This is a genomic window from Roseateles sp. GW821-FHT02E12, assembly GCF_059421665.1.
In genome coordinates, this window is the sequence record NZ_JBWKVK010000003.1 from 105,448 (window position 1) to 132,081 (window position 26,634).

At 65.0% G+C, this 26,634-nt stretch carries 23 protein-coding genes; 18 read left to right on the top strand and 5 right to left on the bottom strand.

What is annotated here, in order from left to right; all coding sequences use genetic code 11:
* Positions 1 to 249: 249 nt before the first annotated feature.
* From AC07V5_RS18505 to asnB, 13 genes are all read left to right on the top strand, one after another.
* Positions 250 to 1,218 (top strand): EpsD family peptidyl-prolyl cis-trans isomerase, encoded by a 969-nt coding sequence (locus AC07V5_RS18505; RefSeq protein ID WP_495117176.1) that lies wholly within the window; start codon positions 250 to 252, stop codon positions 1,216 to 1,218.
* Positions 1,215 to 2,051: a polysaccharide export protein EpsE gene (gene epsE / locus AC07V5_RS18510; RefSeq protein WP_495117177.1), complete on the top strand. Its 837-nt coding sequence runs from the start codon at positions 1,215 to 1,217 to the stop codon at positions 2,049 to 2,051. Before AC07V5_RS18505 ends, epsE begins: the two co-directional genes overlap by 4 nt.
* 16 nt (positions 2,052 to 2,067) lie before the next feature.
* Positions 2,068 to 3,498 carry a chain length determinant protein EpsF gene (gene epsF / locus AC07V5_RS18515; protein WP_495117178.1) on the top strand — a complete coding sequence of 477 codons (1,431 nt, stop codon included), beginning with the start codon at positions 2,068 to 2,070 and terminating at the stop codon, positions 3,496 to 3,498.
* 31 nt (positions 3,499 to 3,529) lie between these two features.
* On the top strand, positions 3,530 to 4,384 hold the full coding sequence (locus tag AC07V5_RS18520; protein ID WP_495117179.1) for a CpsD/CapB family tyrosine-protein kinase: 855 nt from the start codon (positions 3,530 to 3,532) through the stop codon (positions 4,382 to 4,384).
* 17 nt (positions 4,385 to 4,401) lie between these two features.
* Positions 4,402 to 5,289 carry an exosortase B gene (xrtB, locus tag AC07V5_RS18525; protein WP_495117180.1) on the top strand — a complete coding sequence of 296 codons (888 nt, stop codon included), beginning with the start codon at positions 4,402 to 4,404 and terminating at the stop codon, positions 5,287 to 5,289.
* Positions 5,286 to 5,987, top strand: coding sequence for an exosortase-associated protein EpsI, B-type (gene epsI / locus AC07V5_RS18530; RefSeq protein ID WP_495117181.1), 702 nt, complete (start codon positions 5,286 to 5,288; stop codon positions 5,985 to 5,987). Before xrtB ends, epsI begins: the two co-directional genes overlap by 4 nt.
* Before the next feature lie 17 nt (positions 5,988 to 6,004).
* Positions 6,005 to 7,129: a GDP-mannose 4,6-dehydratase gene (gene gmd, locus AC07V5_RS18535; protein WP_495117182.1), complete on the top strand. Its 1,125-nt coding sequence runs from the start codon at positions 6,005 to 6,007 to the stop codon at positions 7,127 to 7,129.
* Positions 7,122 to 8,096, top strand: coding sequence for a GDP-L-fucose synthase (fcl, locus tag AC07V5_RS18540; RefSeq protein WP_495117183.1), 975 nt, complete (start codon positions 7,122 to 7,124; stop codon positions 8,094 to 8,096). The genes gmd and fcl overlap by 8 nt, the downstream gene beginning before the upstream one ends.
* Positions 8,096 to 9,616 carry a lipopolysaccharide biosynthesis protein gene (locus AC07V5_RS18545; RefSeq protein WP_495117184.1) on the top strand — a complete coding sequence of 507 codons (1,521 nt, stop codon included), beginning with the start codon at positions 8,096 to 8,098 and terminating at the stop codon, positions 9,614 to 9,616. Before fcl ends, AC07V5_RS18545 begins: the two co-directional genes overlap by 1 nt.
* Positions 9,613 to 11,067: an O-antigen ligase family protein gene (locus AC07V5_RS18550; RefSeq protein WP_495117185.1), complete on the top strand. Its 1,455-nt coding sequence runs from the start codon at positions 9,613 to 9,615 to the stop codon at positions 11,065 to 11,067. Before AC07V5_RS18545 ends, AC07V5_RS18550 begins: the two co-directional genes overlap by 4 nt.
* Entirely contained in the window at positions 11,064 to 11,987 is a 924-nt protein-coding gene (locus tag AC07V5_RS18555; RefSeq protein ID WP_495117186.1) for a glycosyltransferase family 2 protein, read from the top strand. The genes AC07V5_RS18550 and AC07V5_RS18555 overlap by 4 nt, the downstream gene beginning before the upstream one ends.
* Complete coding sequence (locus tag AC07V5_RS18560) at positions 11,965 to 12,852, top strand: glycosyltransferase family 2 protein (protein WP_495117187.1); 888 nt, start codon at positions 11,965 to 11,967, stop codon at positions 12,850 to 12,852. The genes AC07V5_RS18555 and AC07V5_RS18560 overlap by 23 nt, the downstream gene beginning before the upstream one ends.
* A gap of 155 nt (positions 12,853 to 13,007) precedes the next feature.
* Positions 13,008 to 14,888, top strand: coding sequence for an asparagine synthase (glutamine-hydrolyzing) (gene asnB / locus AC07V5_RS18565; RefSeq protein WP_495117188.1), 1,881 nt, complete (start codon positions 13,008 to 13,010; stop codon positions 14,886 to 14,888).
* 19 nt (positions 14,889 to 14,907) lie between these two features.
* Here asnB and AC07V5_RS18570 read toward each other — a convergent pair whose 3' ends face one another.
* The gene (locus tag AC07V5_RS18570; protein WP_495117189.1) at positions 14,908 to 17,313 is read right to left on the bottom strand and encodes a heparinase II/III domain-containing protein; all 2,406 of its coding nucleotides are present in this window, start codon (positions 17,311 to 17,313) and stop codon (positions 14,908 to 14,910) included.
* A gap of 175 nt (positions 17,314 to 17,488) precedes the next feature.
* Here AC07V5_RS18570 and AC07V5_RS18575 point away from each other — a divergent pair, with 175 nt between their 5' ends.
* The 5 genes from AC07V5_RS18575 to AC07V5_RS18595 all read left to right on the top strand — a co-directional run bounded on the left by AC07V5_RS18575 (position 17,489) and on the right by AC07V5_RS18595 (position 23,047).
* On the top strand, positions 17,489 to 18,643 hold the full coding sequence (locus tag AC07V5_RS18575) for a glycosyltransferase family 4 protein (RefSeq protein ID WP_495117190.1): 1,155 nt from the start codon (positions 17,489 to 17,491) through the stop codon (positions 18,641 to 18,643).
* An 8-nt stretch (positions 18,644 to 18,651) separates the two neighbouring features.
* On the top strand, positions 18,652 to 19,794 hold the full coding sequence (locus tag AC07V5_RS18580; protein ID WP_495117191.1) for a glycosyltransferase family 4 protein: 1,143 nt from the start codon (positions 18,652 to 18,654) through the stop codon (positions 19,792 to 19,794).
* Positions 19,787 to 20,536 (top strand): WecB/TagA/CpsF family glycosyltransferase, encoded by a 750-nt coding sequence (locus tag AC07V5_RS18585; RefSeq protein ID WP_495117192.1) that lies wholly within the window; start codon positions 19,787 to 19,789, stop codon positions 20,534 to 20,536. The genes AC07V5_RS18580 and AC07V5_RS18585 overlap by 8 nt, the downstream gene beginning before the upstream one ends.
* 39 nt (positions 20,537 to 20,575) lie before the next feature.
* Complete coding sequence (locus AC07V5_RS18590; protein WP_495117193.1) at positions 20,576 to 21,583, top strand: NAD-dependent epimerase; 1,008 nt, start codon at positions 20,576 to 20,578, stop codon at positions 21,581 to 21,583.
* A 138-nt stretch (positions 21,584 to 21,721) separates the two neighbouring features.
* Positions 21,722 to 23,047 (top strand): UDP-glucose dehydrogenase family protein, encoded by a 1,326-nt coding sequence (locus tag AC07V5_RS18595; protein ID WP_495117194.1) that lies wholly within the window; start codon positions 21,722 to 21,724, stop codon positions 23,045 to 23,047.
* Between the two features lie 4 nt (positions 23,048 to 23,051).
* Here the strand turns inward: AC07V5_RS18595 and rfbC are convergent, their stop codons facing one another.
* The 4 genes from rfbC to rfbB form a co-directional block, all read right to left on the bottom strand.
* A complete protein-coding gene (rfbC, locus tag AC07V5_RS18600) occupies positions 23,052 to 23,603 on the bottom strand; it encodes a dTDP-4-dehydrorhamnose 3,5-epimerase (RefSeq protein ID WP_495117195.1) in 552 nt (183 codons plus the stop codon).
* A 1-nt stretch (position 23,604) separates the two neighbouring features.
* The gene (gene rfbA / locus AC07V5_RS18605) at positions 23,605 to 24,501 is read right to left on the bottom strand and encodes a glucose-1-phosphate thymidylyltransferase RfbA (RefSeq protein ID WP_495117196.1); all 897 of its coding nucleotides are present in this window, start codon (positions 24,499 to 24,501) and stop codon (positions 23,605 to 23,607) included.
* Complete coding sequence (gene rfbD / locus AC07V5_RS18610) at positions 24,498 to 25,394, bottom strand: dTDP-4-dehydrorhamnose reductase (RefSeq protein WP_495117197.1); 897 nt, start codon at positions 25,392 to 25,394, stop codon at positions 24,498 to 24,500. Before rfbD ends, rfbA begins: the two co-directional genes overlap by 4 nt.
* Positions 25,395 to 25,561: 167 nt before the next feature.
* Positions 25,562 to 26,617 (bottom strand): dTDP-glucose 4,6-dehydratase, encoded by a 1,056-nt coding sequence (gene rfbB, locus AC07V5_RS18615; protein WP_495117198.1) that lies wholly within the window; start codon positions 26,615 to 26,617, stop codon positions 25,562 to 25,564.
* Positions 26,618 to 26,634: the final 17 nt, after the last annotated feature.

A 26,634-nucleotide genomic window follows, 5' to 3' on the forward strand; every position in this document is an offset into this window, starting at 1 on the left:
TTTAGGGTTAACAAGCGCTTTCCCGCGCTGCGAACCGCGCGCGGACGGCGCTATCCTTGAACGCGTAGCGCTGCCCCCCAAGAACGTGGGGGCGATGGAACTTCTCGCTTGATTTCGCTCTAACCCGGGGCCGCTCACGAAGCCAGTAATGGGTTCGTGCATGCCCTAGAAGCGACATATCCCACCGCTACACTCGTCCGCACATTGGGGCGGGGATCCCTTCCTCTGCATAAAAAGGACCTTCAAAAGATGGCAACGCGACTCATCAATCACCGGGCCTCCCTGCTGCTGACCGTCATCGCGGCCGCGGCGCTGCTGACGGCCTGTGGTGGCGACAAGGGTGACAAGGCGTCCCAGACGGCAGCCAAGGTCAACAAGGAAGAGATCACCGTCCATCAGATCAACTTCGTGCTGCAGCGCCAGCCCGGCCTCAAGCCCGAGCAGGCCGAGGCCGCGAGCCGCCAGGTGCTGGAGCGCTTGATCGATCAAGAGCTTGCGGTGCAGAAGGCCCAGGAGCAAAAGCTCGACCGTGACCCCCGCGTCGTGCAGCAGATCGAGGCCGCCAAGCGCGAAATCATTGCCCGTTCCTACGCCGAGCGCGTTGGCGAGAGCGTTGCCAAGCCCACCGCCGAAGAGATCGCCAAGTACTACAACGACAAGCCGGCCCTTTTCAAGGAACGCCGCATCTACAGCCTGCAAGAGCTGCAGATCGAAGCCAAGCCCGAGCAGTTCGAGGCCATCCGCGCCAAGTTGTCCGCGGCCAAGAACCTCAACGAGTTCGCTGAATACCTGAAGTCCGCCGAACTGCGCTTCAACGGCAACCAGGCCGTGCGCGCCGCCGAGCAACTGCCGCTGACCAGCCTGGACGCCATCTCCAAGATGAAGGACGGCGACTCCATGCTCAGTCCCAACCCCGCCGGGTTGACGGTGCTCTTCCTCGTGGGCTCGCGCAGCCAGGCCGTTGACGAGGTGCGTGCACGCCCCGCCATCGAAGCCTTCCTGCTGAACCAGCGCAAGGGTGAGGCCGTGCAGAAGGACGTCAAGGCACTGCGCGACGGCTCCAAGATCGAATACGTGGGCAAGTTCGCCCAACCGGCTCCTGCCGGTGCGCCAGCGGCACCTGCGCTGCCCGCCGCGTCCGAGGCTCCGCCGACCGCCGCACCTGCCGCCAGCGGCCTCGACTCTGCTTCCATCTCCAAGGGCATGGGTTTGAAATGATGCGCATCAAAGAACTGCTTCTCGCTGCCGCTCTGGGCCTCGGTGCCCTGGGTGCGCAGGCTCAGGCCGGTGCCCCCGCCGCCGCGGCTACTGCACCGGCGGAATACCGCCTGGGTGCGGGCGACATCGTCCGCGTCGTCGTCTACCAGAACCCCGACCTGACGCTGGAGACGCGGGTTTCCGAGACCGGCGTCATCAGCTACCCGCTGCTGGGCAACGTGCGCATCGGTGGCCTGGGCGTCAGCGCCGCAGAGAAGGTCATTGCCGACGGCTTGAAGAGCGGCAGCTTCGTCAAGTCGCCCCAGGTCACGCTGATCCTCATGCAGGTCAAGGGCAACCAGGCCAGCGTGCTCGGCCAGGTCAATCGCCCGGGCCGTTATCCCATCGAAACCGCCGACATGCGCATGACCGACCTGCTGGCCAACGCCGGCGGCGTGGCCAGCACGGGCGGCGACATCCTCGTGCTCAGCGGCACGCGCGGCGGCAAGCCCTTCCGCATGGAAATCGACCTGCCCAGCGTCTTCGGCCCCAGCGCCGAGAACGGCCGTGCCAACGACGTGCTGATCCAGAACGGCGACGTGCTCTGGGTCGACCGTGCACCACTGGCTTATATCTATGGCGAAGTGCAGCGCCCCGGCCCGATGCGGCTTGAGCGCGGCATGACGGTGATGCAGGCGCTTGCCTCCGGCGGCGGCTTGAACCAGCGCGGCACCGAGCGCGGTATCCGCGTGCACCGCAAGGCGGCCGACGGCAAGGTGCAGGTCGTGCAACCGGGCATGGACGACAGCCTCAAGGACGGTGACGTGGTCTACGTCAAAGAGAGCCTGTTCTGATTTTGGGGATCCAGCAATGAACTTTGTCCAATTCCTGGCCATCCTGCGCGCGCGCTACAAGATGGCCCTCGGCGTGTTCGCCGGCATTGTCGTGATCGCCCTGGTGCTCAGCCTGGTCTGGCCCAAGAGCTACACGGCGGCGGCTTCGGTCGTCATCGATTCGACCAAGCCTGATCCCTTGGCCGCCGTGCTCTATCCGGGCGGTATCAATCCCAGTCTCATCGCAACGCAGATCGACGTGATCCAGAGTGATCGCGTGGCCTTCAAGGTCGTGCGCAACCTCAAGCTCACCGAGAACCCGCAGATCCGCGAGCAATGGCAGAGCGCGACCAAAGGCGAGGGCTCGATCGAGCAGTGGCTGGGTACGGTGTTCCAGAAGTCGCTCGACGTGAAGCCTTCGCGCGAGTCCAACGTGGTCACCGTCACCTACAAGGCCGCTGATCCGAAGTTCGCCGCGGCCCTGGCCAATGCCTTCGTGCAGGCCTATCTCGAAACCAACATCGAGATGCGCGTCGAGCCGGCGCGTCTGTACTCGTCCTTCTTCGATCAACGCGGCAAGGAAGCCCGCGACGCGCTCGAGAAGGCGCAAACCAGGGTGTCCGAGTTCCAGAGGGAGAAGGGCATCATCGCGACCGACGAGCGCCTGGATGTCGAGAACTCCCGCCTGAGCGAACTGTCCTCGCAGTACGTCGGCCTGCAGTCCCTGGCGTCCGATTCGGGCAGCCGTCAGACCGCCGCTCGCGGCGCCAGCGCAGACCGCATGCAGGAAGTGCTGAACAACCCGCTGATCGCCGGCCTCAAGGCCGATCAGGCGCGGCTGGACGCGAGACTGCAGGAGCTCACCTCCAAGCTCGGTGACAAGAACCCGCAGGTCATCGAGACGCGTGCCAACCTGGCCGAGCTCAAGAGCCGCATCGACAGCGAGACGACCAAGGTTGGCAGCTCGCTGGGCATCGCCAACAACATCAACCAGCAGCGTGCCGGCGAGATCAAGGCCGCGCTTGAGTCTCAGCGCGCCAAGGTGCTGCAGATGAAGGCAGTGCGCGACGATGGCGCCGTGCTCGTGCGCGACGTCGAGAACGCGCAGCGTACCTACGACCAGATCATGGCTCGCCTGAATCAGGCCACGATGGAAAGCATGGCCACGCAGAGTAATGTGTCCGTGCTGTCGCAGGCAGTCGCTCCGGTGGAGGCCGCGTCGCCCCGGCTCATCCTGAACATGGCCGTGGCCGTGTTCGCCGGCATCCTGCTGGCCGTGGCCCTGGTCGTCGCGATGGAGATGATGGACCGCCGAGTGCGTAGCGCCGACGACGTCGCCCAAGCCGTGGCGCTGCCCATTCTTGGTGTGCTGCCGTCGCCCACTGCCCGCCGTCTGTTTGGCAAGGCCACTGCCGCCAACCTGATGCAGCAACGCCTGCTCGGCCACGCGCCAGGCAAGAGCGCCTGAGCCGATGAACGCCGCAACTTCTGGAGCTTCCGTGAACGCCCCCGCAGACCTGCATGACCGCCCCATCGGCGACCTGATTCGCGACGCGCGCAACCTCAGCGCCGCCGAAGTCGAAAAGGTCCTGAGCTACCAGCGCGAACATGGCGTGCGTTTCGGCGAAGCCGCCGTCACGCTGGGCTTGGCCAGCCCCGACGACGTGCTCAACGCGCTCGCCCAGCAATTCCACTACCCGCTCGCCAACGCAGAGCGGCGCCTGGCCAGCCCGGAGCTGGTCACGCTGCTGCAGCCTTTCTCCGTGCAGGCTGAAGCCATCCGTGCGGTGCGCAGCCAGGTCACGATGCGGCTCAGCAAGCCTGACGCGGTCCGCCAGGCCATGGCCGTCATCAGCCCCGCCAGCGGCGACGGCAAGACCTACTTCGCCGCCAATCTGGCGGTGGCGCTGGCGCAGCTGGGCGGCCGCACGCTCATCGTCGACGCCGACCTGCGCGGCCCGCGTCAGCACGAGGTGTTCAAGGTCAGCAACGCAGCGGGACTGTCCTCGCTGCTGTCCGGCCGTTCCGAAAGCCAGGTCATCCAGCCGGTCGACGGCGTGCCGGGTCTGTTCGTGCTGCCTTGCGGCCCGATCCCGCCCAACCCGCTCGAGCTCATCGAGCGCCCGGCCTTCGGCCTGCTGGTGCGTGAGCTGACCTCCAAGTTCGATCATGTCGTCATCGACACCGCCGCGGCCTCGCTGGGGTCCGATGCCTGTGTCGTCGCGGCCAAGTGCGGCGCCGCCCTGGTGCTGACCCGCAAGCACGAGAACAAGGTTGCCGCGTTGCAGGACCTGGTGGCCAGCCTGGCGGGCAGCTCAGTGCAACTGCTGGGCGCCGTCCTCAACGAGTTCTGATTGCGAGTGTTTCCGTGATGTCTGCGACCGCACCTCAGGCCGGCCGTCAGCCCCTTCTTCCCCCCCGCGTCGACCTGCCAGCTCTGCTGCTGGTGTTGGTGGGGCTGTTGGTGGTTTACATCCCGGAATATGTAGAGCTCAGCCAGACGATCTGGCGCAGCGACGAACAGGGCCACGGCCCGATCATCTTCGCGGTCAGCCTCTGGCTGCTCTACGGCCTGCGGCATGCGCTGGCCGAGTTGCCTTCGCGGCCCGCAACGGTCAGCGGCGCACTCGTTCTGGGCTTCGGCGCGCTGCTTTACGCCTTCGGCCGCTCGCAGGACATCTGGATCTTCTCGATCGGCTCGCAGATCTGGGTGCTGGCTGGCCTGGCCTTGCTGTTCAAGGGCTGGCCGGGCCTGCGGATGATCTGGTTCCCGCTGTTCTTCATGCTCTTCATGGTGCCTCTGCCCGAGGCATTGGTCGCCGTCGTCACGGCACCGCTGAAGTCGGCCGTGTCCCTCGTTGCCAGCAACCTGCTCTACGTGCTGGGCTACCCGGTCGGGCGGTCGGGTGTCATGCTGACCGTGGGGCAGTACCAGCTCATGGTGGCCGATGCCTGCGCGGGCCTGAACTCCATGTTCACGCTCGAAGCGCTGGGCATGCTCTACATGAACCTGATGCGCTACACCTCGGTGGCTCGCAACGTGACGCTGGCCGTCATGCTGGTGCCCATCGCCTTCTGCGCCAACATCGGCCGCGTGATGATCCTCGTGCTCGTCACCTACTACTTCGGTGACGCGGCTGGCCAGGGCTTCGTGCATGGCTTCGCCGGCATGGTGCTCTTCATGATCGCGCTGATGCTGATGCTGCTGGGTGACAAGCTGCTCAACGTCTTCTTCAGGCCCGAGCGGGGTGCAGCATGAGCGGCGCGCTGACGCCCGTGAGGCTGCGTGCGCTGTTCGCGGCGCTGCTGTTGGTCTCGGCCTCTGGCTTGGCGCATGTGACGCGGCCCACCGTGCATCTGGCCGACCAGCAGGCCAAGGTCGACCTGGAAACCCTCTTCCCCAAGACCTTCGGCAGTTGGCGCCTCGACCCCAATCTGCCGGTCAGCATCGTGTCGCCCGATGTTGAGGCGATGCTGAAGTCGCTCTACGCGCAAACGCTCAGCCGCACCTACATCGGCCCCAAGGGCGAACGCATCATGCTGTCCATCGCCTATGGCGGCGACCAGTCCGATGCCACGCGCGCCCACCGCCCGGACGTCTGCTACCCGGCCCAGGGCTTCGATATCGTTTCGAGCAGCTACACCAGCGTCGACGTTGCCGGCGCGCAGCTGCCCGTGCGCCACATGTTCGCCAAGCTGGGGCAACGCTACGAGCCCGTGACCTTCTGGTTCGTCATCGGTGAGCGCATTGCCGTGTCGGGCCAGCAGCAGAAGCTGGCGCAGCTCAGCTATGGGCTGCGCGGCCTCATCCCTGACGGCATGCTGGTGCGTGTCTCCAGCATCGACCCCGACGCCGACGCGGGCTACCGCGTACAGGCCCGCTTCATCGCCGACATGCGCACCGCCATGCCCCAGCCCGCGCGGCTGAAGGTCTTCGGCCGCGCGCTTGCCGGCTAGCCTTCCCCTTTTCCATCATGAGCAGTTCCAACAAAGTCGCGCTGATCACCGGCGTGACCGGTCAAGACGGCGCCTACCTGGCAGAACTTCTGCTGTCCAAGGGCTACGAAGTGCACGGCATCAAGCGCCGTGCCTCGTCGTTCAACACCGACCGCATCGACCACCTCTACCAGGACCCGCACGTCGACAACCGGCGCTTCAAGCTGCACTACGGCGACCTGACCGACTCCACCAACCTGATCCGCATCATTCAGGAAGTGCAGCCCGACGAGATCTACAACCTCGCCGCCATGAGCCATGTGGCCGTTTCCTTCGAGATGCCCGAGTACACGGCCAACGCCGACGGCATCGGCACGCTGCGCATCCTCGAAGCCATCCGCATCCTCGGCCTCGAGAAGAAGACCCGCTTCTACCAAGCCTCCACCTCCGAGCTTTACGGCCTGGTGCAGGAGATCCCGCAGAAGGAAACCACACCCTTCTACCCGCGCAGCCCCTACGCGGTGGCCAAGCTCTACGCCTACTGGATCACGGTCAATTACCGCGAGGCCTATGGCCTGTACGCCTGCAACGGCGTGCTCTTCAACCATGAGAGCCCGCTGCGCGGCGAGACCTTCGTCACCCGCAAGATCACGCGCGCCATCGCCCGCATCGCACTCGGCCTGCAGGACTGCCTCTACCTCGGCAACATGAGTGCGCTGCGCGACTGGGGCCACGCCAAGGACTACGTCGAGATGCAGTGGCTGATGCTGCAGCAGGACAAGCCTGAAGACTTCGTCATCGCCACCGGCGTGCAGTACAGCGTGCGCCAGTTCGTCGAGTTCGCTGCGGCCGAGCTGGGCATCAGCGTTGCCTTCGAAGGCGAGGGCGAGCAGGAAGTTGCCCGCGTCGCCAAGGTTGAAGGCAACAAGGCCAAGTGCAAGGTCGGCGACGTCATCGTCAAGGTCGACCCGCGCTACTTCCGCCCCACCGAGGTCGAAACCCTGCTGGGCGACCCGACCAAGGCCAAGGAAAAGCTCGGCTGGACACCCAAGACCACGCTGAAGGAGCTCGTTGCCGAGATGGTGCAGGCCGACTACACCGCTGCCAAGCGCGACAGCCTCGTCAAGCTCGCCGGCTTCCAGGCCTACGACCACCATGAGTGAGGTTGCGGCGGCGCCCTTGCCGAAGAGCGCGCGCATCTTCGTCGCGGGCCACCGCGGCATGGTTGGCTCCGCCCTCGTGCGCCGCCTGCAAGCCGGTGGCTACGCCAACGTGCTCACCGCTGGCCGCCAGGAGCTCGACCTGCTCGATCAGCGCGCCGTGCACGCCTGGCTGCAAGAGCACAAGCCCGACTACCTCTTCATCGCCGCGGCCAAGGTCGGCGGTATCCAGGCCAACAACGTCTACCGCGCCGAGTTCTTGTACCAGAACCTGATGATCGAGGCCAACTTGATCCACGGGGCGCATCTGGCCGGCGTGCAGCGGCTGATGTTCCTCGGCTCGTCGTGCATCTACCCCAAGCTCGCGCCGCAGCCGCTGCGCGAGGACAGCCTGCTCACCGGCCCGCTGGAGCCCACCAACGAGCCCTATGCCATCGCCAAGATCGCCGGCATCAAGCTCTGCGAAAGCTACAACCGTCAGTACGGCCGGCAGTACGTCAGCGCGATGCCGACCAACCTCTACGGCCCCAACGACAATTACGACCTGCAGAACAGCCATGTGCTGCCCGCGCTGATCCGCAAGGCCCACGAGGCCAAGCAGCGCGGCGACACGGAACTCGTCGTCTGGGGCACCGGCACACCGCTGCGCGAATTCCTCTACGTCGACGACCTGGCCGATGCCTGCGTGCACCTGATGGAGACCGGCGCCGAAGACGTGCTCGTCAACGTTGGTGTCGGCGAGGACGTCACCATCCGCGAACTGGCCACCCTCGTCTGCGAGGTCGTTGGCTTCCGTGGCGAACTCGTCTTCGACACCGGCAAGCCCGACGGCACGCCGCGCAAGCTGATGGACGTGAGCCTGCTGGCCAGCCGCGGCTGGTGCGCACGCACCGCTCTACGCGACGGAATCGCTTTCGCATATTCCGATTTCCAGAAGCGCTTCGATCGAGTCGCGGCCGGGAGCGCTTGATGTCGGGCCCGGGGCTGGCCGCACGGTCGATCTCGGCTGTCTTCTGGGGCGCGGGCGGCACAGTTGTGCGCATGATGCTTCAGATTGGCTCTCAGGTCGTGCTGGCGCGTTTGCTTGGCCCGACTGAATACGGCGTCTTCGCCATTGGCACGCTGGTCATCACGTTCAGCCTCTTTTTTGCCGATGTCGGGCTGGCTTATGGCCTGATCCAAAAGCCCACGGTGAACGAGCGCGACATACGCTTCGTCTTCACTTGGCAGATCCTGCTTGGCGGCAGTGTCGCCGCGTTGGTGGCGCTGGCAGCCGGCCCGATCGCGGCCTTCTTCGGTGAGCCGCGTGCTGTGGGAGTCGTGCGTGCGCTATCGCTGCTGTGCCTCGTCAACGCGCTTGCTGCGCCGGCCATGAACCTGCTCAAGCGTGAGTTGAACTACCGCGCTCTGCAAATGGGCCAGATCCTCAGCTACTTCATCGGTTTCGTGCTGGTCGGCATTCCACTGGCGGTGGGTGGACATGCGGTGTGGTCGCTCGTGGCCGCCTGGAGCGTTCAGGCCGTACTGGCTGGAATCATTGCTTACGCTCAGGTTCGACACCCACTCAAGCCGCTGCTGTGGTACGAAGACGCACGAGGGCAGGGCGCCTACGGGGGTGTCGTGTTCATCACCAACATGCTGAACTGGTTCATCGCCAACATCGACCGTACTGTCGTGGGCCGCTTGTTGCCTTCGCGTGATATGGGCCTGTACAGCCAGACCTACAACCTGCTGTATAGCCCCAGTGCCAGCCTTCTAGGCGTTGTGCAGCCAGTGTTCTTCTCGGCCGCTTCACGTGCTGCGGAGCGTGATGGCCAAGCAGAGACACGCCGTGCCTTCCTGGGGCTGATGGGCGCCGTGGCACTGTTCGTCATGCCGATTTTTGCCTCGACTGCCGTGCTATCCGAGCCTTTCGTGCTGACTCTCTACGGTGCTAAGTGGCGTGATGCGGCGGATGTGTGTGCACCGCTGGCGCTGGCGATGCCGCTCTTCATGATGTTCGGTCTTTGCACGCCTTTGCTGTGGACGGCCGGCCGGCCATCAGACGAACTGCGTAGCCAGTGGCCAATGGCCATCATCTGGGCTCTGGTCTGCATTTGGGCCGCCCAGTATGGCGTCGTTGCTGTCGCTTGGGCCGCGTTGGCTTTCTTCGCATTGCGCTTGGTCGTCGTGCTGCGCATCACTGCACAGCGCACCGCGTTGCGTTTGGTGGAACTCTGGCGTGCGCTGCGTGGCGGCGTGGCTTTGTCGCTGGCATGCGCATTGACGCTGGCTGCGCTGGATCATGTTTTGCTAGGGCTCAGCGCACCTCAACGCCTTGGCGCTGGCGTGGCCGCGGGGCTGCCGCTAGCCTTTGCTTTGTTGTACCTTTGCCCGCCTCTGATCAGTGCTGAGTTGCGCGTGCTGTTCGGACGCGTCCTGCATCGGCTGCCCGGTGGCGCCGCTAGGCTTCTGGCCTTTCTTGGGCCGCGTGAGAGTGAGACAAGATGAACAACGCTGAACTGATCGGAACGCTGTACTACAGCGGTATCGCTCTGGTCTTTGCGCTCAGCCTCGTGCTAGTGCAGGGAATGTTCCTGTCCCTGGAAAATCGCTTCTCGCGCTGGACGCTTCCCGCTATACCGGTGGCGCTCTGCCTGGGCATTGCCGTGAGCAGTTTGTTGTCAGGGCGCAATCTGAAGTACGCGTCCATGGACATCCGAACCATCGGCAGCTTGGAGGGCGCAGGCGGGGGCGGCATCATGCGAGCTGTGACTGCGGTCGTGCTGGCGCTGTGCTTCGCGAAGATCGTCGCAAAGCTGATGGGCCGCCGGATGGATCGGAGTGCGCCTGTCGGTGGCCAAGCGTTGCTGGTGACTCTGCTGCTGTTCAGTCTTTCGACTCACGTTCTTTCTGCGGCCTTTGGCGCTCACCCCGCTTTCATTCATAACAGCTACTACCCAATTCTGGTGTTCGTCGCCGTTTTTCTGGCGCGTGCGGAGGGCACTGAGCACTCGCTCGATGCGCTCAAAGTTGCGCTCACACTGATGATGGTTGGCAGTTTGATCACGGCTGCTGTGCTGCCGTCGCTTGCTGTACAGACCGATTACCCCAGTTGGATTCCCGGTTTCAAGATTCGCCTCTGGGGCCTTGGCTCCAATGCCAACAGCATCGGACCACTAGCTTTGCTGTCGGCGCTACTGCTGTACTACCGGCCCTACGCACGAACATGGGTCAGCGTGCTGGCTTGGCTGTCCTTGTTGTTTGTCTTCGTGCTGTCGCAGTCAAAGACAGTCTGGGCTGCAGGCTTTGTTTGCGTGCTCGTCCTTATGCTCTACGGGCGAGGGCGCGATGAGCGGGGCCATGTCAAACCTGCGTTTGTATTGGCCATGCTGCTGCTTGCCCTGGCTGTCGTTGTCGGCCTGGCGCTTCTCGACCTTGGCCGCATCGTCGACAGGATCGCCGCCACCAAAGCGGGCAATGAGCTGTCGACGCTGACGGGGCGCGCGACGATCTGGGGCGAAGCGTGGCGCACCTGGTTGGCCAACCTCTGGTTCGGCTATGGTCCCGACGTGTGGGGGCCGCTGCATCGTGCACGTGTCGGTCTGCCGTTCGCCTTCCACGCCCACAATCAACTGCTGCAAAGCCTATCGGGTGCCGGGCTGTTCGGGGGCGTCACGATGCTGGCCTACGTCGTGTGCATGCTCGCTGCGTCCTTGCGTGCAGCACGGTACACGCGCGGCGTATCGATTGCGCTTGCCGTTGTGATGATGTCCCGCTGGATGACCGAGGCACCGCTGGAGCTTGAGGGTCTGTTCGTTGGAGAGACCGTCATCCATTTGGCTTGGTTCATGTTCGTCCTCGTACCGTTCTCGCGGTCAGCTACTGTGGCCATACCGCAAATCGGGGCCCCCCAGGCTGCCACGCCGAATGGTGCTGGGGTTGTTCCGTTGACCTCATGAGTGCACCTAGCTTTAGCGTCATCATTCCGCTGTACAACAAGCGCGAGTTCGTTGCAGAGGCCGTAGCCTCCGCGGCGGCTCAACAGCCTCAGCCGCTAGAGATTGTCGTCATTGACGATGGATCCACTGACGGTGGTGCCGATCAGGTGTTGAATCTCGGGCTACCCGCCGTCCGATTGCTGCGCCAATCTAATGCCGGCGTGTCCGCTGCGCGCAATGCCGGTATTCAGGCCGCACGCGGCGACTGGCTTGCTTTTCTGGATGCCGATGACCGCTTTGCGCCCGGGCACTTGAAGGTGCTCCAAGATCTTGCGGAACGGTTTCCTGATGCTGGCATGCTGGCCACGGGCTATTGCCTGTTGCGCGCCGACGGGCAACGAAAACCTGTCGCACTGGACTTCGGGCCGGCTTTGCTTGATGACTTCTATGGGCGTTGGAGTCGGCTCACATTCACATGCGCCAACGCGATTGCCTTGCGCCGTAATGTGATGGATGCGTGTCGCATTGCATTCCAGACTGGGGAGCGTCTCGGTGAGGATCAGGACGTCTGGTTCCAGATGGCCGAAGCGGCGCCGGTGGCCTATGTCGGCACAACGTTAGTCGACTATCGCCTGGAGGTTCCCGGCAGCGCGACCGCGACGGCGCCGCGCCCTGCGGAACTGCTGCCCTGCTATCGGCGGCTCAGACAACGCCTCGAGTCCGGTGTGACGCCACCGCCCCTGCGAGGCGGTGCACGCCGCCTCCTTGGCTCACATTGGCTCAATGTCGCGCGAACCCGCTATTCGCTTGGCGAACGGTCGGCCGCGTGGGCCCTCTGGCGCGAGCCCCCTTCGCGTGGCAACCCGCTCTATTGGATGCGTACAGGTTTGCAGTGGCTGGTCGCTTCTGCATGGCCGGGTGCGCGCCGGCAAGCTGCGTGAGGCTATGCGTCCCCCCTGCTTCAGCCTCATCCTTGCCACTTATGGCCGTGTCGACGAGATCGGCAGGCTTCTGGCTTCCTTGGAGGTTCAGACCTGCCAAGATTTTGAGCTGATCGTTGCTGATCAGAATCCCGACGATCGCGTTCTGCCGTTCGTGGAACGCGCGCGACGGTTTGGTTGGAGCGTGCAGCATCTGCGGCTGCCACAGCCAAACTTGTCCGCGGCACGCAATGCAGGGATGCAAATCGCTAGGGGTGAGTGGCTCGTCATCCCTGACGACGATTGCTGGTATGAGCCGGATACATTGGCCGCGGTTCAAAACCGCGTGAACCAAGCGCCACTAGTCGACGGGATCGCGATTCGCTGGGTGGAGCAGATCCATCGCGTGACGCCCGAATCCGATACGCCGCTCAGGCTTGACACTTGGCGCCGATTCAAGGGAAGTGACGCGAGTTCAATCACGCTGTTTCTCCGAGCGAGACTGGCGCGTAGCGTTGGAGGCTTCGACGAGCGAATGGGTGTCGGGCAGTGGTACGGCGCCGGTGAAGAGACCGACATCCTTTTGCGTCTACTTGATCGGAACGCACACATCGAAAGGATGCCTGAGGCTCGAGTGCACCATGCTTTTGGGCAGCGGTCCTCACTGGGCTTGAAAGCCGAATACCGCGCGTCCCGCAATCGCGCCCGTGGCTGGGGCGCGTTGTGCGCCAAGCATCGGCTGCCGATTGCTACAGTCTTGCGAGGACTGATCGGCCCCCTTGTATGGCCCTTGGTGCGCTCCAGCGGGTGGGCGGGCCTCGCCCGCGCCGCAGGCGTGCTCATCGGGCGTTGGCAGGGTTATTTCGCGTGGCGTGAACACGCCTAGGGGTATGCCCGCCACTTGAACGTGGTGGCGGACATGTTCCTGTCAGGTCGCTACCCCCTAATTTGCTGTTCAATGCAAAGCATTGCGAAGCAAACGTAACTTTTGGTGAAAGCGTCGGCCATGCGTGGTGGATGCGCCCTAGGGGTAGAGGCAGTATGTGTGGCATCAGTGGGGTCGTTGACCCTCGGGACCAAGACGTCGTCGAGCTAAAGCGCTTGGTGGTGCGCATGACGACGGCGATTGCCCACCGGGGGCCCGATGGTGAGGGCCACTACGCGGATGCCCATGCGGCATTGGGACATCGTCGTCTGGCTATCCTGGATCTCAGCGATGCCGCTGCTCAGCCGATGCTGAGTAGCGACGGCGCTCTGGTGCTGGTGTTTAACGGCGAGATCTACAACTTCGTCGAGCTGCGGCAAGAACTCCTGGCACTGGGACATGAGTTCACGTCCAGCGGTGATACCGAGGTGCTGCTCAGGGCCTATCAGCAATGGGGCGCCGACTGCGTGTCGCGCTTCAACGGCATGTGGGCGTTCGCCATCTGGGATCGGCGTTCGCGATCGCTTTTTCTTTCGCGAGACCGTCTCGGCGTCAAGCCGTTGTACTACTGCGAGCAGGGCGGTCGGTTGCATTTCGCAAGCGAGATTGGAGCCTTGCGAGCCGTGTTGGACTTGAGGGACGCGAACCCCGCCAAACTGCACGACTACCTGGCCTACGGCTATCGCACGAATGATGGCGATACCTTCTTTGCTGGCATCCGCGAGCTGCCGCCTGGGTGCAATCTCGAATGGCGCACGGGCAAGGCGCTTCAGAGCACCTACTGGGCGCTGCCCGAGGAGCCGCTGTCCATGTCCCACGGGCAGGCCACCGAGTACCTCCATCATTTGCTGACTGACGCAGTGCGTCTGCGCTTTCGCTCCGATGTTCCCGTGGCCTTGCTGCAAAGCGGCGGTATCGATTCGTCCATCTTGGCCACTCTCGTCAACGACGCCATCGAAAGCGGTGGCCTGCCGCGCACCGATGTAACGGCTTACAGCGCCGTGTTCCCGGGCCATGCCGTCGACGAATCGGAAGCCATCCGCCTACTGCTTGCTACTTGCCCGCACATCAAGGGCATCATGCTGACGCCGAACGCAGGCCATCTGGCTGACGACTTCGGCGCGTATTGCGCTGCCATGCAGGAACCCATGGGCAGCGCTAGCTCTTATGTGCACTGGAAGCTGATGCAACAGGTGAGCGCGGCCGGCACCAAAGTAGTCATCAACGGTCAAGGCGCCGACGAGGCCTGGGCCGGTTACGGGTTCTACATCCGTGGTTACCGCCTTCTAGACCTCGCATTGACCCAACCATCCCGCGCCCTCGGTGAGCTATCAGCGATTCGCCGCGAGATGGGCTTGGGCGTTGGAGGCACGCTGGCTCAGACCGCCAAGGCGATGCTGGGCCGGCGCGCGGCGTCCCGGTGGCGTGCGCGATTCAAGGAGAAAACGGCAGAAGTGCTGGCCCCCGCGTTCCGCACCAGCCACCGGCACCATCTGCCCGACCTCGGCATGGTCTGGGGCGGCGGCAATCTCGATCGTCATCTGCGCGGCCAGGTGACGGACTACGGCTTCAACCAGATCCTGCACTACGAGGATCAGTCATCCATGAGCCAGGGCGTGGAGATCCGCTCGCCGTTCATCGACTACCGCCTGATGGAACTGGCCTTCAGCCTGCCCGACGACCTCAAGTTCAGCTCAGGCCAGACCAAGCGGTTGCTGCGGGACACCTACGCCCATCGTGTGCCGCGGCAGATCATCCAATCGGGTCGAAAGATCGGCTTCAGCACACCGATCGCGTCATGGATGGCCGATGCACCGATGCAGAAGATGGTGTCTGACCTCGTCGGCGGCGCCGACTTCCGCCAGCGGTCGCTGTGGCGATCGGACCGGCTATCGCCCAAGCTGACGGACGCCCGCCATGCCGAAGCGGGTTTCCCGGTCTGGCGTTATCTGATGACAGCAGTCTGGCTGCAGCAGAACGGCATCCGCAACATCTGAGCTTGCGGCGCCGCACGGCCTACTGGGCCGTGATGCTGCTCTCGAACACCGCGCTGGCGCCACTCACTTCGTAGTAGATGCTATTGCGGGTGGACGGCATCGGCGTGTTGGGCGCCTTGCCGATGTAGAGCCGCTGTGCACCGGGGCCCCACACCTGCAGCACATAGTTCTTGCTATTCGGGCACTTAAGCGTGAGCTTCCAGCTGGAAGTTGTCGTGTAGGTGGCCGTGTTCGTCCAGTAGCCGAAGGCCGTCACTGCGGGTAGGGCGGGTTGGCCGGAGGCCACCGTGACACCCGTGCCTGGCACGATGTCGCAGGTGCTGCTGAAGGTCATGCCAAGGCGCTTGGTCTTGCCACTGGGTACCTTGAGCACCGACTGCTCGACCAGACCGCTGCTCGTGAGCCGGAATGTGCGGCCAACCGAGGCGTCGGCCTGGAACAGCGGCTGCTCGGCCGACACCGTGGCGCTCGCGAGGTCAAAGCTGGTCAGCGTGCCCGGCGCCCACTTGGACTGGTTGTCACCATCGACCAGCGGGACATTGCCCGCGGGGCCGCGCTGGAAATAGCCCGAGTGCTGGGGGGAGCCGTAGGTAATCGTGCCGGGATCGACTGCAATCGCTGTTGCACCGTGACGCAGTTCGAAATTAAAAGACTCATCAGACCAATGATTACCTTGCATACCTCCATAGCGCACGAAGGCTTGCCAGCTACCCGCGCGCAGAGTGGTCCAGCGCAGCGATTCGAAGTTCTTGGTGGTGGCGGTGGGGATGAGTGGCGCCGTGGAGGACTTGTTGGCTGCCGGCGGGTCCGTAAGCATCTCCCAAGTCTTCCAACCTGACGCGACTGACACGCCCCAGTAAGTCGGCATCGTGCGGAACAGATACCAATGCGATAGGTTGTTGATGACGGTTTGCGCGCTCGTACTGTCGCCCGGGTTTGGCAGGCTGCCGTCGTCGAAGCGGTACTCCATCGGTGCCAACAGCATGCGCAGGGCGGCATCGGCCTGTGCCGTGAACCGGTCGGGATAGCCTTCCAAGCCAGCTGCGACGAGAAGTTTGGACAGGCACTCGATGACATACGTGTTGTATGCAAAGCTGCCTTCGATCCACAGGTTGTCAGCCGTCAAGCCGGCGGCCATGTTTGCTTGAATACCGGCTGGATCGTTGATCGCGTAGTCCAACAGCGTCGCGTCCTTGTAGCGCATCGCGATAGCGGCAATGGCCGACGCATGCCAGAGTTGGATGTTGCTCTTGGGCGCGCTGGTGCTCTTCAGATTGGTGGCCATCGGCATGAAGAGCTGGTTTCGCCAAGAAGCCGCGCGAGTGGTGCCGGCATAGCTGTCCAGCAGGCGTGCCGTGTCGATCATGGAGAACAGGTCGACTGCCTCGTCCAGACCTTGCATGTACATCGTGCTGCGCCCCTCATAGGTGCTGACAGGCCACTTTGTGTATTGCTGCGCGTAGAAGTCGAGCTGTTTGGCAGCCCATTCTGCGTACTTGGTCAGACCGGTCGCTCGATAGATTCGCGCAGCAGTTTGCATCTGCGCGATGTTGTAGGTGCGACCTTGGGCGACCCAGGCCGCCTTAAAACGTTTTGTGGGATCCGTCGTGCCGTTGGCCGGCTCTGGATCATCCGGCGTCCACTTCAACAGCAGGCCAGTCTTGGCGTCGGTGTAGTAGTTGACCCAGCCGCCGAGGAGATCGGCGCGCTCGAAGTTCTTGGCCATCCAAGGATCTACACGAGCCTGCTCGGTTTTCACCCAGTTGGCGATGATGGTGTCGCTCTTGTATTTCGAAGCCAGTGCGGTCCAATCCTCTTTGGCTGTTCGTGCGCCATTGAAGATGCCCGTAGAGACGGAGGTCAGCAGGGCCATCCCAGTCAATGCACTGGCCTTTGCGAGCGACTCGTCGACGGCCAGCGTCCACAGTGGTGAGTAGCGCGTGGGCGCCGCCGCGGCGGCCTTTGGCGCGGCCACGGGGGTGCTGCCCGTCGGCGCACTGATGGCTGTTGCCACCGCGCTCGGGGTGGCGACCGTCGTGGCGGCCGCCTTGACGGTGGCGCCGGCGTTCGTCCCGGTGCTGGTGGTCGGGCTGCCCGTGGCGGAGGAGTTGGTTGCGGTGGCAGTCGCGGTGCCTGTTTTCGCGGTCGTGGCGATGGTCTTGGTGCCGTCGGCGGCGGCCGTGGCGGCTGCGATCTTGACGGTGGCGGTCGGCTCGCTTGCGGCGGCCGACGCGGCGCTGGCGGGCTCGCTGGCGGCTTCGGCGGCAGCGACCGTAACGGCCGCGCTTGCCGCCTCGGTCACCGGGCTAACCTGCGCGGACGCCGTGGCCTGCTTGTCGCCTGCCGATCCGCCTCCGCAGCCGGCCAAGGCCAGGCTGGTGAGGACGCCCAGGGTGCAGGGCAGGGCAGAGGGCGGCAATTTCATGGAGATCCTTGAGCGGGCAGGTACAGCAGCTCGCATTGTTGCCATGAGGCCTGTGGCTGTCGATGCATGCACGATAACCCCGCGTGAAGCCTGGCACGGGGACACGAGTTGATGGGCGTAACGGAGTGTCGCTACGGTGACGGCCTACACTTTCGCAGCCCCTGCCCAGTCATCCATGCCCATCGCATCCGCCGCGCCACGACAGGTGCTCGTCGTCCAGCGACGCCTCACCCACTACCGAGTTCCTTTCTTCGAGATCCTGCGGGCCGAACTGCGTGCCGCGGGCCTGGATTTGCGCTTGGCCTACGGCGAGCCGACAGTGGAAGAGGCCTCCAAGCGCGACGGCGGCGAGCTGAGCTGGGCAACGCGGTTGCCCACGCGCTATTGGCTGGGCGGCCGGGTTTGCTGGCAGCCGTTCGGGCGGCTGGCGAAGGACGCGGCCGTGACCGTTATTACTGCCGAGAACAAGCTGGTGTGCAATCTGGCCGAGCAATTCGGCGCGCCGGAGCGGCGGGTCGTGCTGTGGGGCCACGGCGGCAACTTGCAAGGCGACCGCGGCAGCATGCGTGAGCGGTTCAAGGCCAAGTTGGCTCTGCGCGCCGATTGGTGGCTGGGCTATACGGCCCTGAGCAGCGACATGGTGCAAGGCCTGGGTTTCCCGGCCGAACGCATCACGGTGCTGGAGAACGCCGTGGACACCACGGAGCTTCGTGGCCAGCTCGACGCCGTGACCCCGCAGGCTCAGGCTGCGCTGCGGGCGCAACTGGGGCTGGGTGATGGGCCGCTGGGGATCTATGTGGGCTCGCTTTATGCGGAGAAGCGCATCGACTTCCTGCTCGATGCCGCCCGTGCGATGCGGGCGCAGCTGCCAGGTTTCGAGCTGATCGTTGTCGGTGGCGGCCCGCAGCAGGCGTTGGTGGCCGAGGCCGCGGCGCGCGAGCCGTGGGTCAAGTTCCTGGGCGTGCGGCGCGGTGCGGACAAGGCGCTGGCGCTGTCGCTGGCGCAGATCTACCTGCACCCCGGCGCCGTGGGCCTGGCGGTTCAGGATGCCTTTGTGGCCGGCCTGCCCTTGGTGACGACGGAGCTGCCGACGCATGGGCCCGAGATCGCCTATCTGGAGGCTGGCCGCAACAGCCTGGTCACGCAGGACAGCCTCGCGGCGTTCGTGCAGGAAAGCGTGGCGTTGCTGCGCGACCCTCAACGCCACGCAGCTCTGCGCAACCGGTGCCTGGAGGATGGGCGGCGCTACACGCTGGAAAACATGTCGCGGCGCTTCACCGAAGGCGTCCTGGGGGCACTTGCGGCACCGATCCGGCGGGGGCAGCCATGAGGGTGCTTGTGGCCCACAACGCCTACCAGCAGAGGGGTGGCGAGGACAGCGTCGTGGACGATGAGGTGGCGCTGCTGCGTGCCCATGGCGCAGACGTTGAGCTCATGCAGGTGCACAACGACGATATCGCCGGCATGGGGCGAATCGAGCTCGTCGGGCGCACGCTCTGGTCGCGGCCCGCCGCGCGGCAGATGACCGAGCGCTGCCAGAGTTTCAGGCCCGATGTGGTTCACGTGCACAACAGCTTTCCGCTGATGTCGCCCGCCATCCACTGGGCGGCGCAGGACGCCGGTGTGCCCGTGGTGCAAACGCTGCATAACTTCCGCCTGTTTTGCCCCCAGGCGATGCTGTTGCGCGAAGGCCGAGTGTGCGAGGACTGTGTCGGGCGCCTGCCCTGGCGCGGGGCTGTGCGCGGTTGCTACCGCGGCTCCGTGGCGCAGAGCACGGTGCTGGCCGGCATGCTGATACTGCACCGTGGCCTGGGCACCTGGCAGCGGCGGGTGAATCGCTTCATCGCACTGACGGAGTTTGCGCGCGGCAAGTTCGTCGAGGGCGGTGTGCCGGCCTCACGTCTGCGGGTGAAGCCCAACTTTGCTGATCTGCCGGCTGCCGAGGCATCGGTCAGGCGCGGGCTGCTGTTTGTCGGGCGCTTGTCGGCGGAGAAAGGCGTGGAGACCTTGGCGGCCGCCGCGCATGGATTGTCGGAGCGGGTTCGCGTCATTGGTGACGGCCCGTTGGCGGACGTCGTGGCAGGTGCGGCCGGGCTGCACGGCCTTGGCGCACAGCCGCTGACCGTCGTTGCGGCGACCATGCGTGAGGCCAGCGCGCTCGTCCTGCCGAGCATCTGCTACGAAAATTTTCCCCGCACGCTTGTCGAGGCGTTTGCCTGCGGCCTGCCGGTCATTGCCAGCCGGTTGGGCGCAATGGCGGAATTGGTGCAAGAGGGCGTCACGGGCCTGCTCTTCGAGCCCGGCAATGCGACAGCCCTGAACGAGCGCCTGAGCTGGGCCATCGCGCACCCAGACGAGATGGCGGCAATGGGGCGTCGGGCGCGCCTGCACTACGAGACGAACTACACCGCAGAGCGCAACTACGCGCAGCTGATGGCGATCTACCAGGAAGCGATTGATGAAGGCCCCCGACATGACTGAGCGCCGCCGCATCCCCGTGCTCGGCCAGTTGCTGGACGCGTTGACCTGGGACGAGGCGCTCGGCCGCATCGGCGCCTGGGCCGCAGGCCGCGAGAGCCGCTATGTGTGCATCACCAACGCGCATTCCGTGGTGACTGGCAGCCAGGATCCAGCCTTTGGCCAGGTGCTGCGCGAGGCCGACCTCGTCACGCCCGATGGCGCGCCGGTGGCCTGGATGATGCGGCGCCAGGGTGTTGAAGGCCAGCAACGCATCAATGGGCCGGACCTGATGTGGCGCTACTGCGAGCAGGCCGGCCGGCGCGGCGAGGCCATCTACCTGTACGGCGGCACCGACGAGACGCTGGTGCTGCTGCAGCAGCGGCTGCGCGAGGCATTCCCGGGGTTGGTGATCGCTGGTGCCGTGTCGCCGCCGTTTCGCAAGGCAACGCCGGAGGAACTGGCGCGTGACGTCGAGGCCATCAACGCCTCCGGTGCGGGCACGGTGTGGGTGTCACTGGGCTGCCCCAAGCAGGAGCAGTGGATGGCGGCCCAACGTGGCCAGGTGAGGGCGGTGATGGTGGGCGTGGGTGCCGCCTTCGACTACCACGCCGGCACCATCCAGCGTGCGCCGCTGTGGATGCAGCGCGCCGGCCTGGAGTGGCTGCATCGCCTGGTGAGCGAGCCGCGGCGGCTGTGGCGGCGGTATCTGGTCACGAACAGCCTCTTCATCTGGGGGGCCGCCAAGCAATTGCTGCGCGGCTGAAGCGGCGACAATCCCGCGCTGTTCTTCGGAGGTTCTCGCGTGAAAGTTCTCGTCACCGGCGCGGCCGGCTTCATCGGCATGCATGTCAGCCAGATCCTGCTGGCACGCGGAGACCAGGTCGTCGGCCTGGACAACCTGAACGACTACTACAGCCCGCAGCTCAAGCACGACCGCCTGGCGCGGTTGACGTCCAAGCCCGGCTTCAGCTTCGTGAAGATGGACGTGGCCGACCGCGAAGGCATGGCCAAGCTGTTCGCTGAACAGCGCTTCGACCGTGTCGTGCATCTGGCCGCCCAGGCCGGTGTGCGCTACTCGATCGAGAACCCGCACGCCTACATCGACAGCAACATCGTCGGCTTCACGAACATCCTCGAAGGCTGCCGCCACAGCGGCGTGCAGCACCTGGCCTACGCGTCCAGCTCCAGCGTTTACGGCGGCAACACGCAGATGCCGTTCTCGGAGCACCACAGCGTCGACCACCCCATCAGCCTCTACGCCGCCACGAAGAAGGCCAACGAGCTGATGGCCCACACGTATTCGCATCTGTTCGGCCTGCCGACGACGGGCCTGCGCTTCTTCACGGTCTACGGGCCCTGGGGACGGCCGGACATGGCCCTCTTTCTGTTCACCAAGGCCATCATCGAAGGCCGGCCCATCAACGTGTTCAACCACGGCAAGATGATCCGCGACTTCACCTACGTGGATGACATCGCCGAAGGCGTCGTGCGCGTGCTGGACCGCACGGCCACCTCCGACCCCGACTACGACCCCGCCAAGGCCGATCCGGCACGCTCGAGCGCGCCCTACCGGGTCTTCAACATCGGCAACCACGCGCCCATCCAGCTGATGAGCTTCATCGAGGCTATCGAGCAGGCCGTGGGCCAGGAGGCGGTGAAGAACTACATGCCACTGCAGGACGGCGATGTGCCGGCCACGCATGCCGACGTCGAGGAACTGGCGGCCTGGACGGACTTCCGCCCGGCGATGCCCGTTCCGGACGGCATCAAGCGATTCGTCGCGTGGTACCGGGACTACTACAAGGTCTGACCGGAGCTCCCGCAGTGCAAGCCGCCCACGGGCGGCTTTTTTGTGTCCGTTTTTTGAAGCCACCTGAGGGCACTGGCTTCCACAAGCCTGTCACGTTCGGTCATTACAACGCCGTTACCGCACTGAACGAGACACGGCATGAAAGTCACCGCCATCGGAACTGGTTACGTGGGCCTGGTCACCGGCGCCTGCCTGGCCGAGATGGGCAATCACGTCGTCTGCCTGGACGTGAACCCGGAGAAGATTCGCATCCTCAACGCGGGCGAGATCCCCATCCACGAGCCGGGCCTGAAGGAAGTGGTGCGCCGCAACGTCGCGGCCGGCCGCCTGCAGTTCACGACGGACGTGGACCACGCCGTGCATCACGGCACGCTGCTGTTCGTCGGCGTGGGTACGCCGCCGGATGAAGATGGCTCTGCCGACCTGCAGTACGTCGTTGCCGCCGCGCGTTCCATCGGGCAGCGCATGACGGACTACAAGGTCGTCGTGGACAAGAGCACGGTGCCGGTTGGCACTGCCGACAAGGTTCGTGCAGCGATCCAGGAAGAGCTGGAAAAGCGAGGCCGCGGCGACATGGCCTACGCCGTCGTTTCCAACCCCGAGTTCCTGAAGGAAGGCGCGGCGGTCGAGGACTTCATGAAGCCCGACCGCATCATCGTGGGCTCCGATGACGAGCAGGCTACGCTGCTGATGCGCGCCATCTACTCGCCGTTCAACCGCACGCAGGACCGCATGCTGATCATGGACGTGCGCAGCGCTGAATTCACGAAGTACGCCGCCAACGCGATGCTGGCCACGCGCATCAGCTTCATGAACGAGCTGGCCTTGCTGGCCGAGAAGGTGGGTGCCGACATCGAGTTGGTGCGCCGTGGCATCGGCTCCGACCCGCGCATCGGCTACCAGTTCCTCTACGCGGGGGCTGGCTACGGGGGCTCGTGCTTCCCCAAGGATGTGAAGGCTCTCGTGAAGACGGCCGCCGACCTGGGGCTCCCGCTGCAGGTCCTGACGGCCGTGGAAGAGGCCAACGAGCGCCAGAAGCGTGTGCTGGTGGACAAGGTCGTCGAGCGCTTCGGTGACGACCTGGCAGGTCGCCGCTTCGCCGTGTGGGGCCTGGCCTTCAAGCCCGACACCGACGACATGCGCGAGGCGCCGGCACTCGTTGTCATCGACGAGCTGACAAAGCGCGGTGCGACGGTGCAGGCCTATGACCCGGTGGCCATGGTGGAGGCGTCGCGCGTGCTGGGCCCACGTGACGACGTCAGGCTGGTGAAGCGCGCCGAGGATGCGCTCCAGAACGCCGACGCGCTGCTCATCGTCACGGAGTGGAAGGAGTTCCGCACGCCGGACTTCGACGCGATCAAGGCGCTGTTGAAGGCGCCTGTCGTCTTCGACGGCCGCAACCTGTACGACCCCAAGCTGATGAAGACGCTGGGTATCGACTACCGGGGCATCGGCAGAGGCTGAGCCTTCAGTCGAAGGTCTTCGCGGCGCCCAGCAGTGGCGCCGCGATGTCCTTGGCGGACAACTGCGGCGTGATGCCATCCAAAGGCCAGGCGACGCCCACCGTCGGGTCGTCCCAGCGCACGGCGCCTTCGCATTCCGGCGCGTAGCGGCCGCTGGTCTTGTAGAGGAAGTCGGCCGTTTCGCTCAAGACCACGAAGCCGTGTGCGAAGCCCGGTGGGATCCACATCTGGCGCTGGTTCTCGGCCGAGAGCTCAGAGCCCACCCAGCGGCCGAAATTGGGGCTGGAGCGGCGCAGATCGACGGCCACGTCGAACACGACGCCGCTCACGCAGCGCACCAGCTTGCCTTGGGCATGGGGGTTGAGCTGGTAGTGCAGGCCGCGCAGCACGCCGCGCGAGGAGCGAGAGTGGTTGTCCTGCACGAAGTGAACGTCGTAGCCCAGGGCCTTGTTGAAGCGCTCCTCGTTCCAGCTTTCCACGAAGAAGCCGCGCGCGTCGCCGAAGACCTTGGGCTCGATGAGCAGGACCTCGGGCAGGGCGGTGGGGATCAAATTCATGTCAGAAGGCGCGGTCGGTCAACAGTTTCAGCAGGTATTGGCCGTAGCCATTCTTGGCGAGTGGCTTGGCCAGGGCCTCCACTTGAGCAGCGTCGATCCAGCCGGCGCGGTAGGCGATCTCTTCCGGGCAAGCCACCTTCAGGCCCTGGCGCTTTTCCAGCGTGGCGATGAACTGGCCGGCTTCGAGCAGGCTGTCGTGGGTGCCGGTATCCAGCCAGGCATAGCCACGGCCCATGATCTCGACATTGAGCTGGCCCTGGCGCAGGTACTGGGCGTTGACGTCGGTGATTTCGAGCTCGCCTCGGGCGCTGGGCTTGATGGCGGCGGCGATGTCGCAGACCTGCTCGTCGTAAAAGTACAGGCCCGTCACGGCGTAGTTGCTCTTCGGGCTTTTCGGCTTTTCTTCGATGGACAGCGCACGTTGCTGGGCATCGAAGTCGACCACGCCGTAGCGCTCGGGGTCGGTCACGTGATAGGCGAAGACGCTGGCGCCCTCGGCGCGTGTCGTGGCATTGCCCAGCAGCCCGGCGAAGTCGTGGCCGTAGAAGATGTTGTCGCCCAGCACGAGGGCGCTCGGGGCACCGCCGACGAAATCGCGGCCGAGGATGAAGGCCTGGGCCAACCCGTCGGGGCTGGGCTGGACGCAGTAGCTGATGTTCAGGCCCCAGCGCGAGCCGTCGCCGAGCAGGGCTTCGAAGCGAGGGGTGTCCTGCGGGGTGCTGATCAGCAGGATGTCGCGGATGCCCGCGAGCATCAGCGTGCTCAGCGGGTAATAGACCATGGGCTTGTCGTAGACCGGCAGCAACTGCTTGCTGACGGCCAGCGTAGCCGGGTGCAGGCGGGTGCCGGAGCCGCCGGCGAGGATGATGCCTTTGCGGGTCTTGTTGTGTGTGCTCATGCTTGGGCCTCCGGCAGGATTTCGTTCAACATGCGCTCGACCCCCTGTTGCCAGGACGGCAGGTGCAGGCCGAAGCGCTGCTGCAGCTTGCCCGTGGCCAGGCGCGAGTTCAGCGGGCGCTTGGCGGGCGTCGGGTAATCGCTCGTCGGGATGGCGAGGATCTGGTCGGGCGTGACCCGGATGTTGACGCCACGGGCACGGGCGAATTCGATGACAAAACAGGCGTACTCATGCCAACTCGTCGCACCGCCGGCCACCGCGTGATAGGTGCCGACGAGGGCTGGGTTCACGCGGGCGGCACGCATCATGGGCACGGTCAGGTCGGCCAGCAGTTCGGCGCCGGTGGGCGCCCCGATCTGGTCAGCGATGACCTTGAGCTGATCGCGTTCGCCAGCCAGGCGCAGCATGGTCTTGGCGAAGTTGCCGCCCCGGGCCGCGTAGACCCAGCTCGTGCGCAGGATGAGGTGCTGGCAGCCGCTGGCCCGGATGGCGTCCTCGGCCTCGGCCTTGGTGGCGCCGTAGACGCTCAGCGGGCCGGTGGGCGCGTCTTCGTCGCGGGCATGGCTGCCGCTGCCGTCGAAGACGTAGTCCGTCGAGTAGTGCACCAGCAGCGCGCCGGTGCGCCTGGCCTCGATGGCCAGCAGGGCGGGCGTCTTCGCGTTGATCTGGCGTGCGAGTTCGGGCTCGCTTTCGGCCTTGTCGACGGCGGTGTGGGCCGCGGCATTGACGATGACCTGGGGCGCGATGGCCTGGACCTTGGCGAGCAAGGCGTCGGGTTGTGCGAAGTCGGCACCGTCGGCAAAGTCCAGCGCCACGACCTCGCCAGCCACGGCCAGCGAGCGTTGCAGCTCCCAGCCGACCTGGCCGCCCTTGCCAAGGAGAAGGATCTTCATATCAGCTGTCCGTTCCCCATTTGCGGTACGAGTAGTTTGCGGGCCGAGCGCCGGGCCGCTCCCTAGCCGGCCTGCGCTGGCGATGTGCTTGCGGCTCAATGGCGCAAGCATCGCCGTCCCCTCGGGGGACCGGCCAAGGTATTCCTTGGACGAGGGGCTTCATTTCATCAGTCGTATTGCTTGGTGACCCAGTCCTTGTAGGCGCCGCTTTGCACGCGGGCGACCCAGTCCGGATGGTCGAGATACCACTGCACGGTCTTGCGGATGCCGGTCTCGAAGGTCTCGGCCGGGCGCCAGCCCAGTTCGCGCTCGATCTTGCGCGCGTCGATGGCGTAGCGGCGGTCGTGGCCGGGGCGGTCCTTCACGTAGGTGATGAGGCGCGCGTAGGGGCCGTCGGCGGAGGGGCGGAGTTCGTCGAGCAGCGCGCAGACGATCTTGACGATGTCGATGTTGGCCTGCTCGTTCCAGCCGCCGATGTTGTAGGTCTCGCCCAGCTTGCCGCCCGCCAGCACGGCGCGGATGCCGCTGCAGTGGTCGGTGACGTAAAGCCAGTCGCGGATCTGCTGGCCGTCGCCGTAGACGGGCAGCGGCTTGCCCGCGAGGGCGTTGACGATCATCAGCGGGATCAGCTTCTCGGGGAAGTGATAGGGCCCGTAGTTGTTGGAGCAGTTGGTCGTGACTACGGGCAGACCGTAGGTGTGGTGCCAGGCGCGTACGAGGTGGTCGCTGGCGGCCTTGCTGGCTGAATAAGGGCTGTTGGGCTCGTAGGCGTTGTCTTCGGCGAAGGGTGGATCGCTGGGCTTGAGCGAGCCGTAGACCTCGTCGGTCGAGACGTGATGGAAGCGGAAGGCAGCCTTGGCGGTGTCGTCGAGCTGCGACCAGAAGGCGCGTGTGGCCTCCAGCAGCGTGAACGTGCCGTCGACGTTCGTCTTCATGAACGCGCCAGGGCCGTGGATGGAGCGGTCCACATGGCTCTCGGCCGCGAAATGGACGAGGGCGCGCGGGCGGTGCGTGGCGAGCAGGGTGTCGACCAGCGTGCGGTCGCAGATGTCGCCTTTGACGAAGACGTGGCGCGAGTCGCCCGCCAGCGAGGCCAGGTTCTCGGGGTTGCCGGCGTAGGTCAGCACGTCAAGGTTGACGACCGGTTCATCGGACTGCCGCAGCCAGTCCAGCACGAAGTTGCTGCCGATGAAGCCGGCGCCGCCGGTGACCAGAATTGTCATAAGGTTGTCGCTGTACG

Bases quoted from the DNA above. Each gene is read 5' to 3' on its own strand.
- AC07V5_RS18505 (WP_495117176.1), top strand. From the start codon at position 250: ATGGCAACGCGACTCATCAATCACCGGGCCTCCCTGCTGCTGACCGTC.
- epsE (WP_495117177.1), top strand. From the start codon at position 1,215: ATGATGCGCATCAAAGAACTGCTTCTCGCTGCCGCTCTGGGCCTCGGT.
- epsF (WP_495117178.1), top strand. From the start codon at position 2,068: ATGAACTTTGTCCAATTCCTGGCCATCCTGCGCGCGCGCTACAAGATG.
- xrtB (WP_495117180.1), top strand. From the start codon at position 4,402: ATGTCTGCGACCGCACCTCAGGCCGGCCGTCAGCCCCTTCTTCCCCCC.
- epsI (WP_495117181.1), top strand. From the start codon at position 5,286: ATGAGCGGCGCGCTGACGCCCGTGAGGCTGCGTGCGCTGTTCGCGGCG.
- gmd (WP_495117182.1), top strand. From the start codon at position 6,005: ATGAGCAGTTCCAACAAAGTCGCGCTGATCACCGGCGTGACCGGTCAA.
- fcl (WP_495117183.1), top strand. From the start codon at position 7,122: ATGAGTGAGGTTGCGGCGGCGCCCTTGCCGAAGAGCGCGCGCATCTTC.
- AC07V5_RS18545 (WP_495117184.1), top strand. From the start codon at position 8,096: ATGTCGGGCCCGGGGCTGGCCGCACGGTCGATCTCGGCTGTCTTCTGG.
- AC07V5_RS18550 (WP_495117185.1), top strand. From the start codon at position 9,613: ATGAACAACGCTGAACTGATCGGAACGCTGTACTACAGCGGTATCGCT.
- AC07V5_RS18555 (WP_495117186.1), top strand. From the start codon at position 11,064: ATGAGTGCACCTAGCTTTAGCGTCATCATTCCGCTGTACAACAAGCGC.
- asnB (WP_495117188.1), top strand. From the start codon at position 13,008: ATGTGTGGCATCAGTGGGGTCGTTGACCCTCGGGACCAAGACGTCGTC.
- AC07V5_RS18570 (WP_495117189.1), bottom strand. From the start codon at position 17,313: ATGAAATTGCCGCCCTCTGCCCTGCCCTGCACCCTGGGCGTCCTCACC.
- AC07V5_RS18575 (WP_495117190.1), top strand. From the start codon at position 17,489: ATGCCCATCGCATCCGCCGCGCCACGACAGGTGCTCGTCGTCCAGCGA.
- AC07V5_RS18585 (WP_495117192.1), top strand. From the start codon at position 19,787: ATGACTGAGCGCCGCCGCATCCCCGTGCTCGGCCAGTTGCTGGACGCG.
- AC07V5_RS18595 (WP_495117194.1), top strand. From the start codon at position 21,722: ATGAAAGTCACCGCCATCGGAACTGGTTACGTGGGCCTGGTCACCGGC.
- rfbC (WP_495117195.1), bottom strand. From the start codon at position 23,603: ATGAATTTGATCCCCACCGCCCTGCCCGAGGTCCTGCTCATCGAGCCC.
- rfbA (WP_495117196.1), bottom strand. From the start codon at position 24,501: ATGAGCACACACAACAAGACCCGCAAAGGCATCATCCTCGCCGGCGGC.
- rfbD (WP_495117197.1), bottom strand. From the start codon at position 25,394: ATGAAGATCCTTCTCCTTGGCAAGGGCGGCCAGGTCGGCTGGGAGCTG.
- rfbB (WP_495117198.1), bottom strand. From the start codon at position 26,617: ATGACAATTCTGGTCACCGGCGGCGCCGGCTTCATCGGCAGCAACTTC.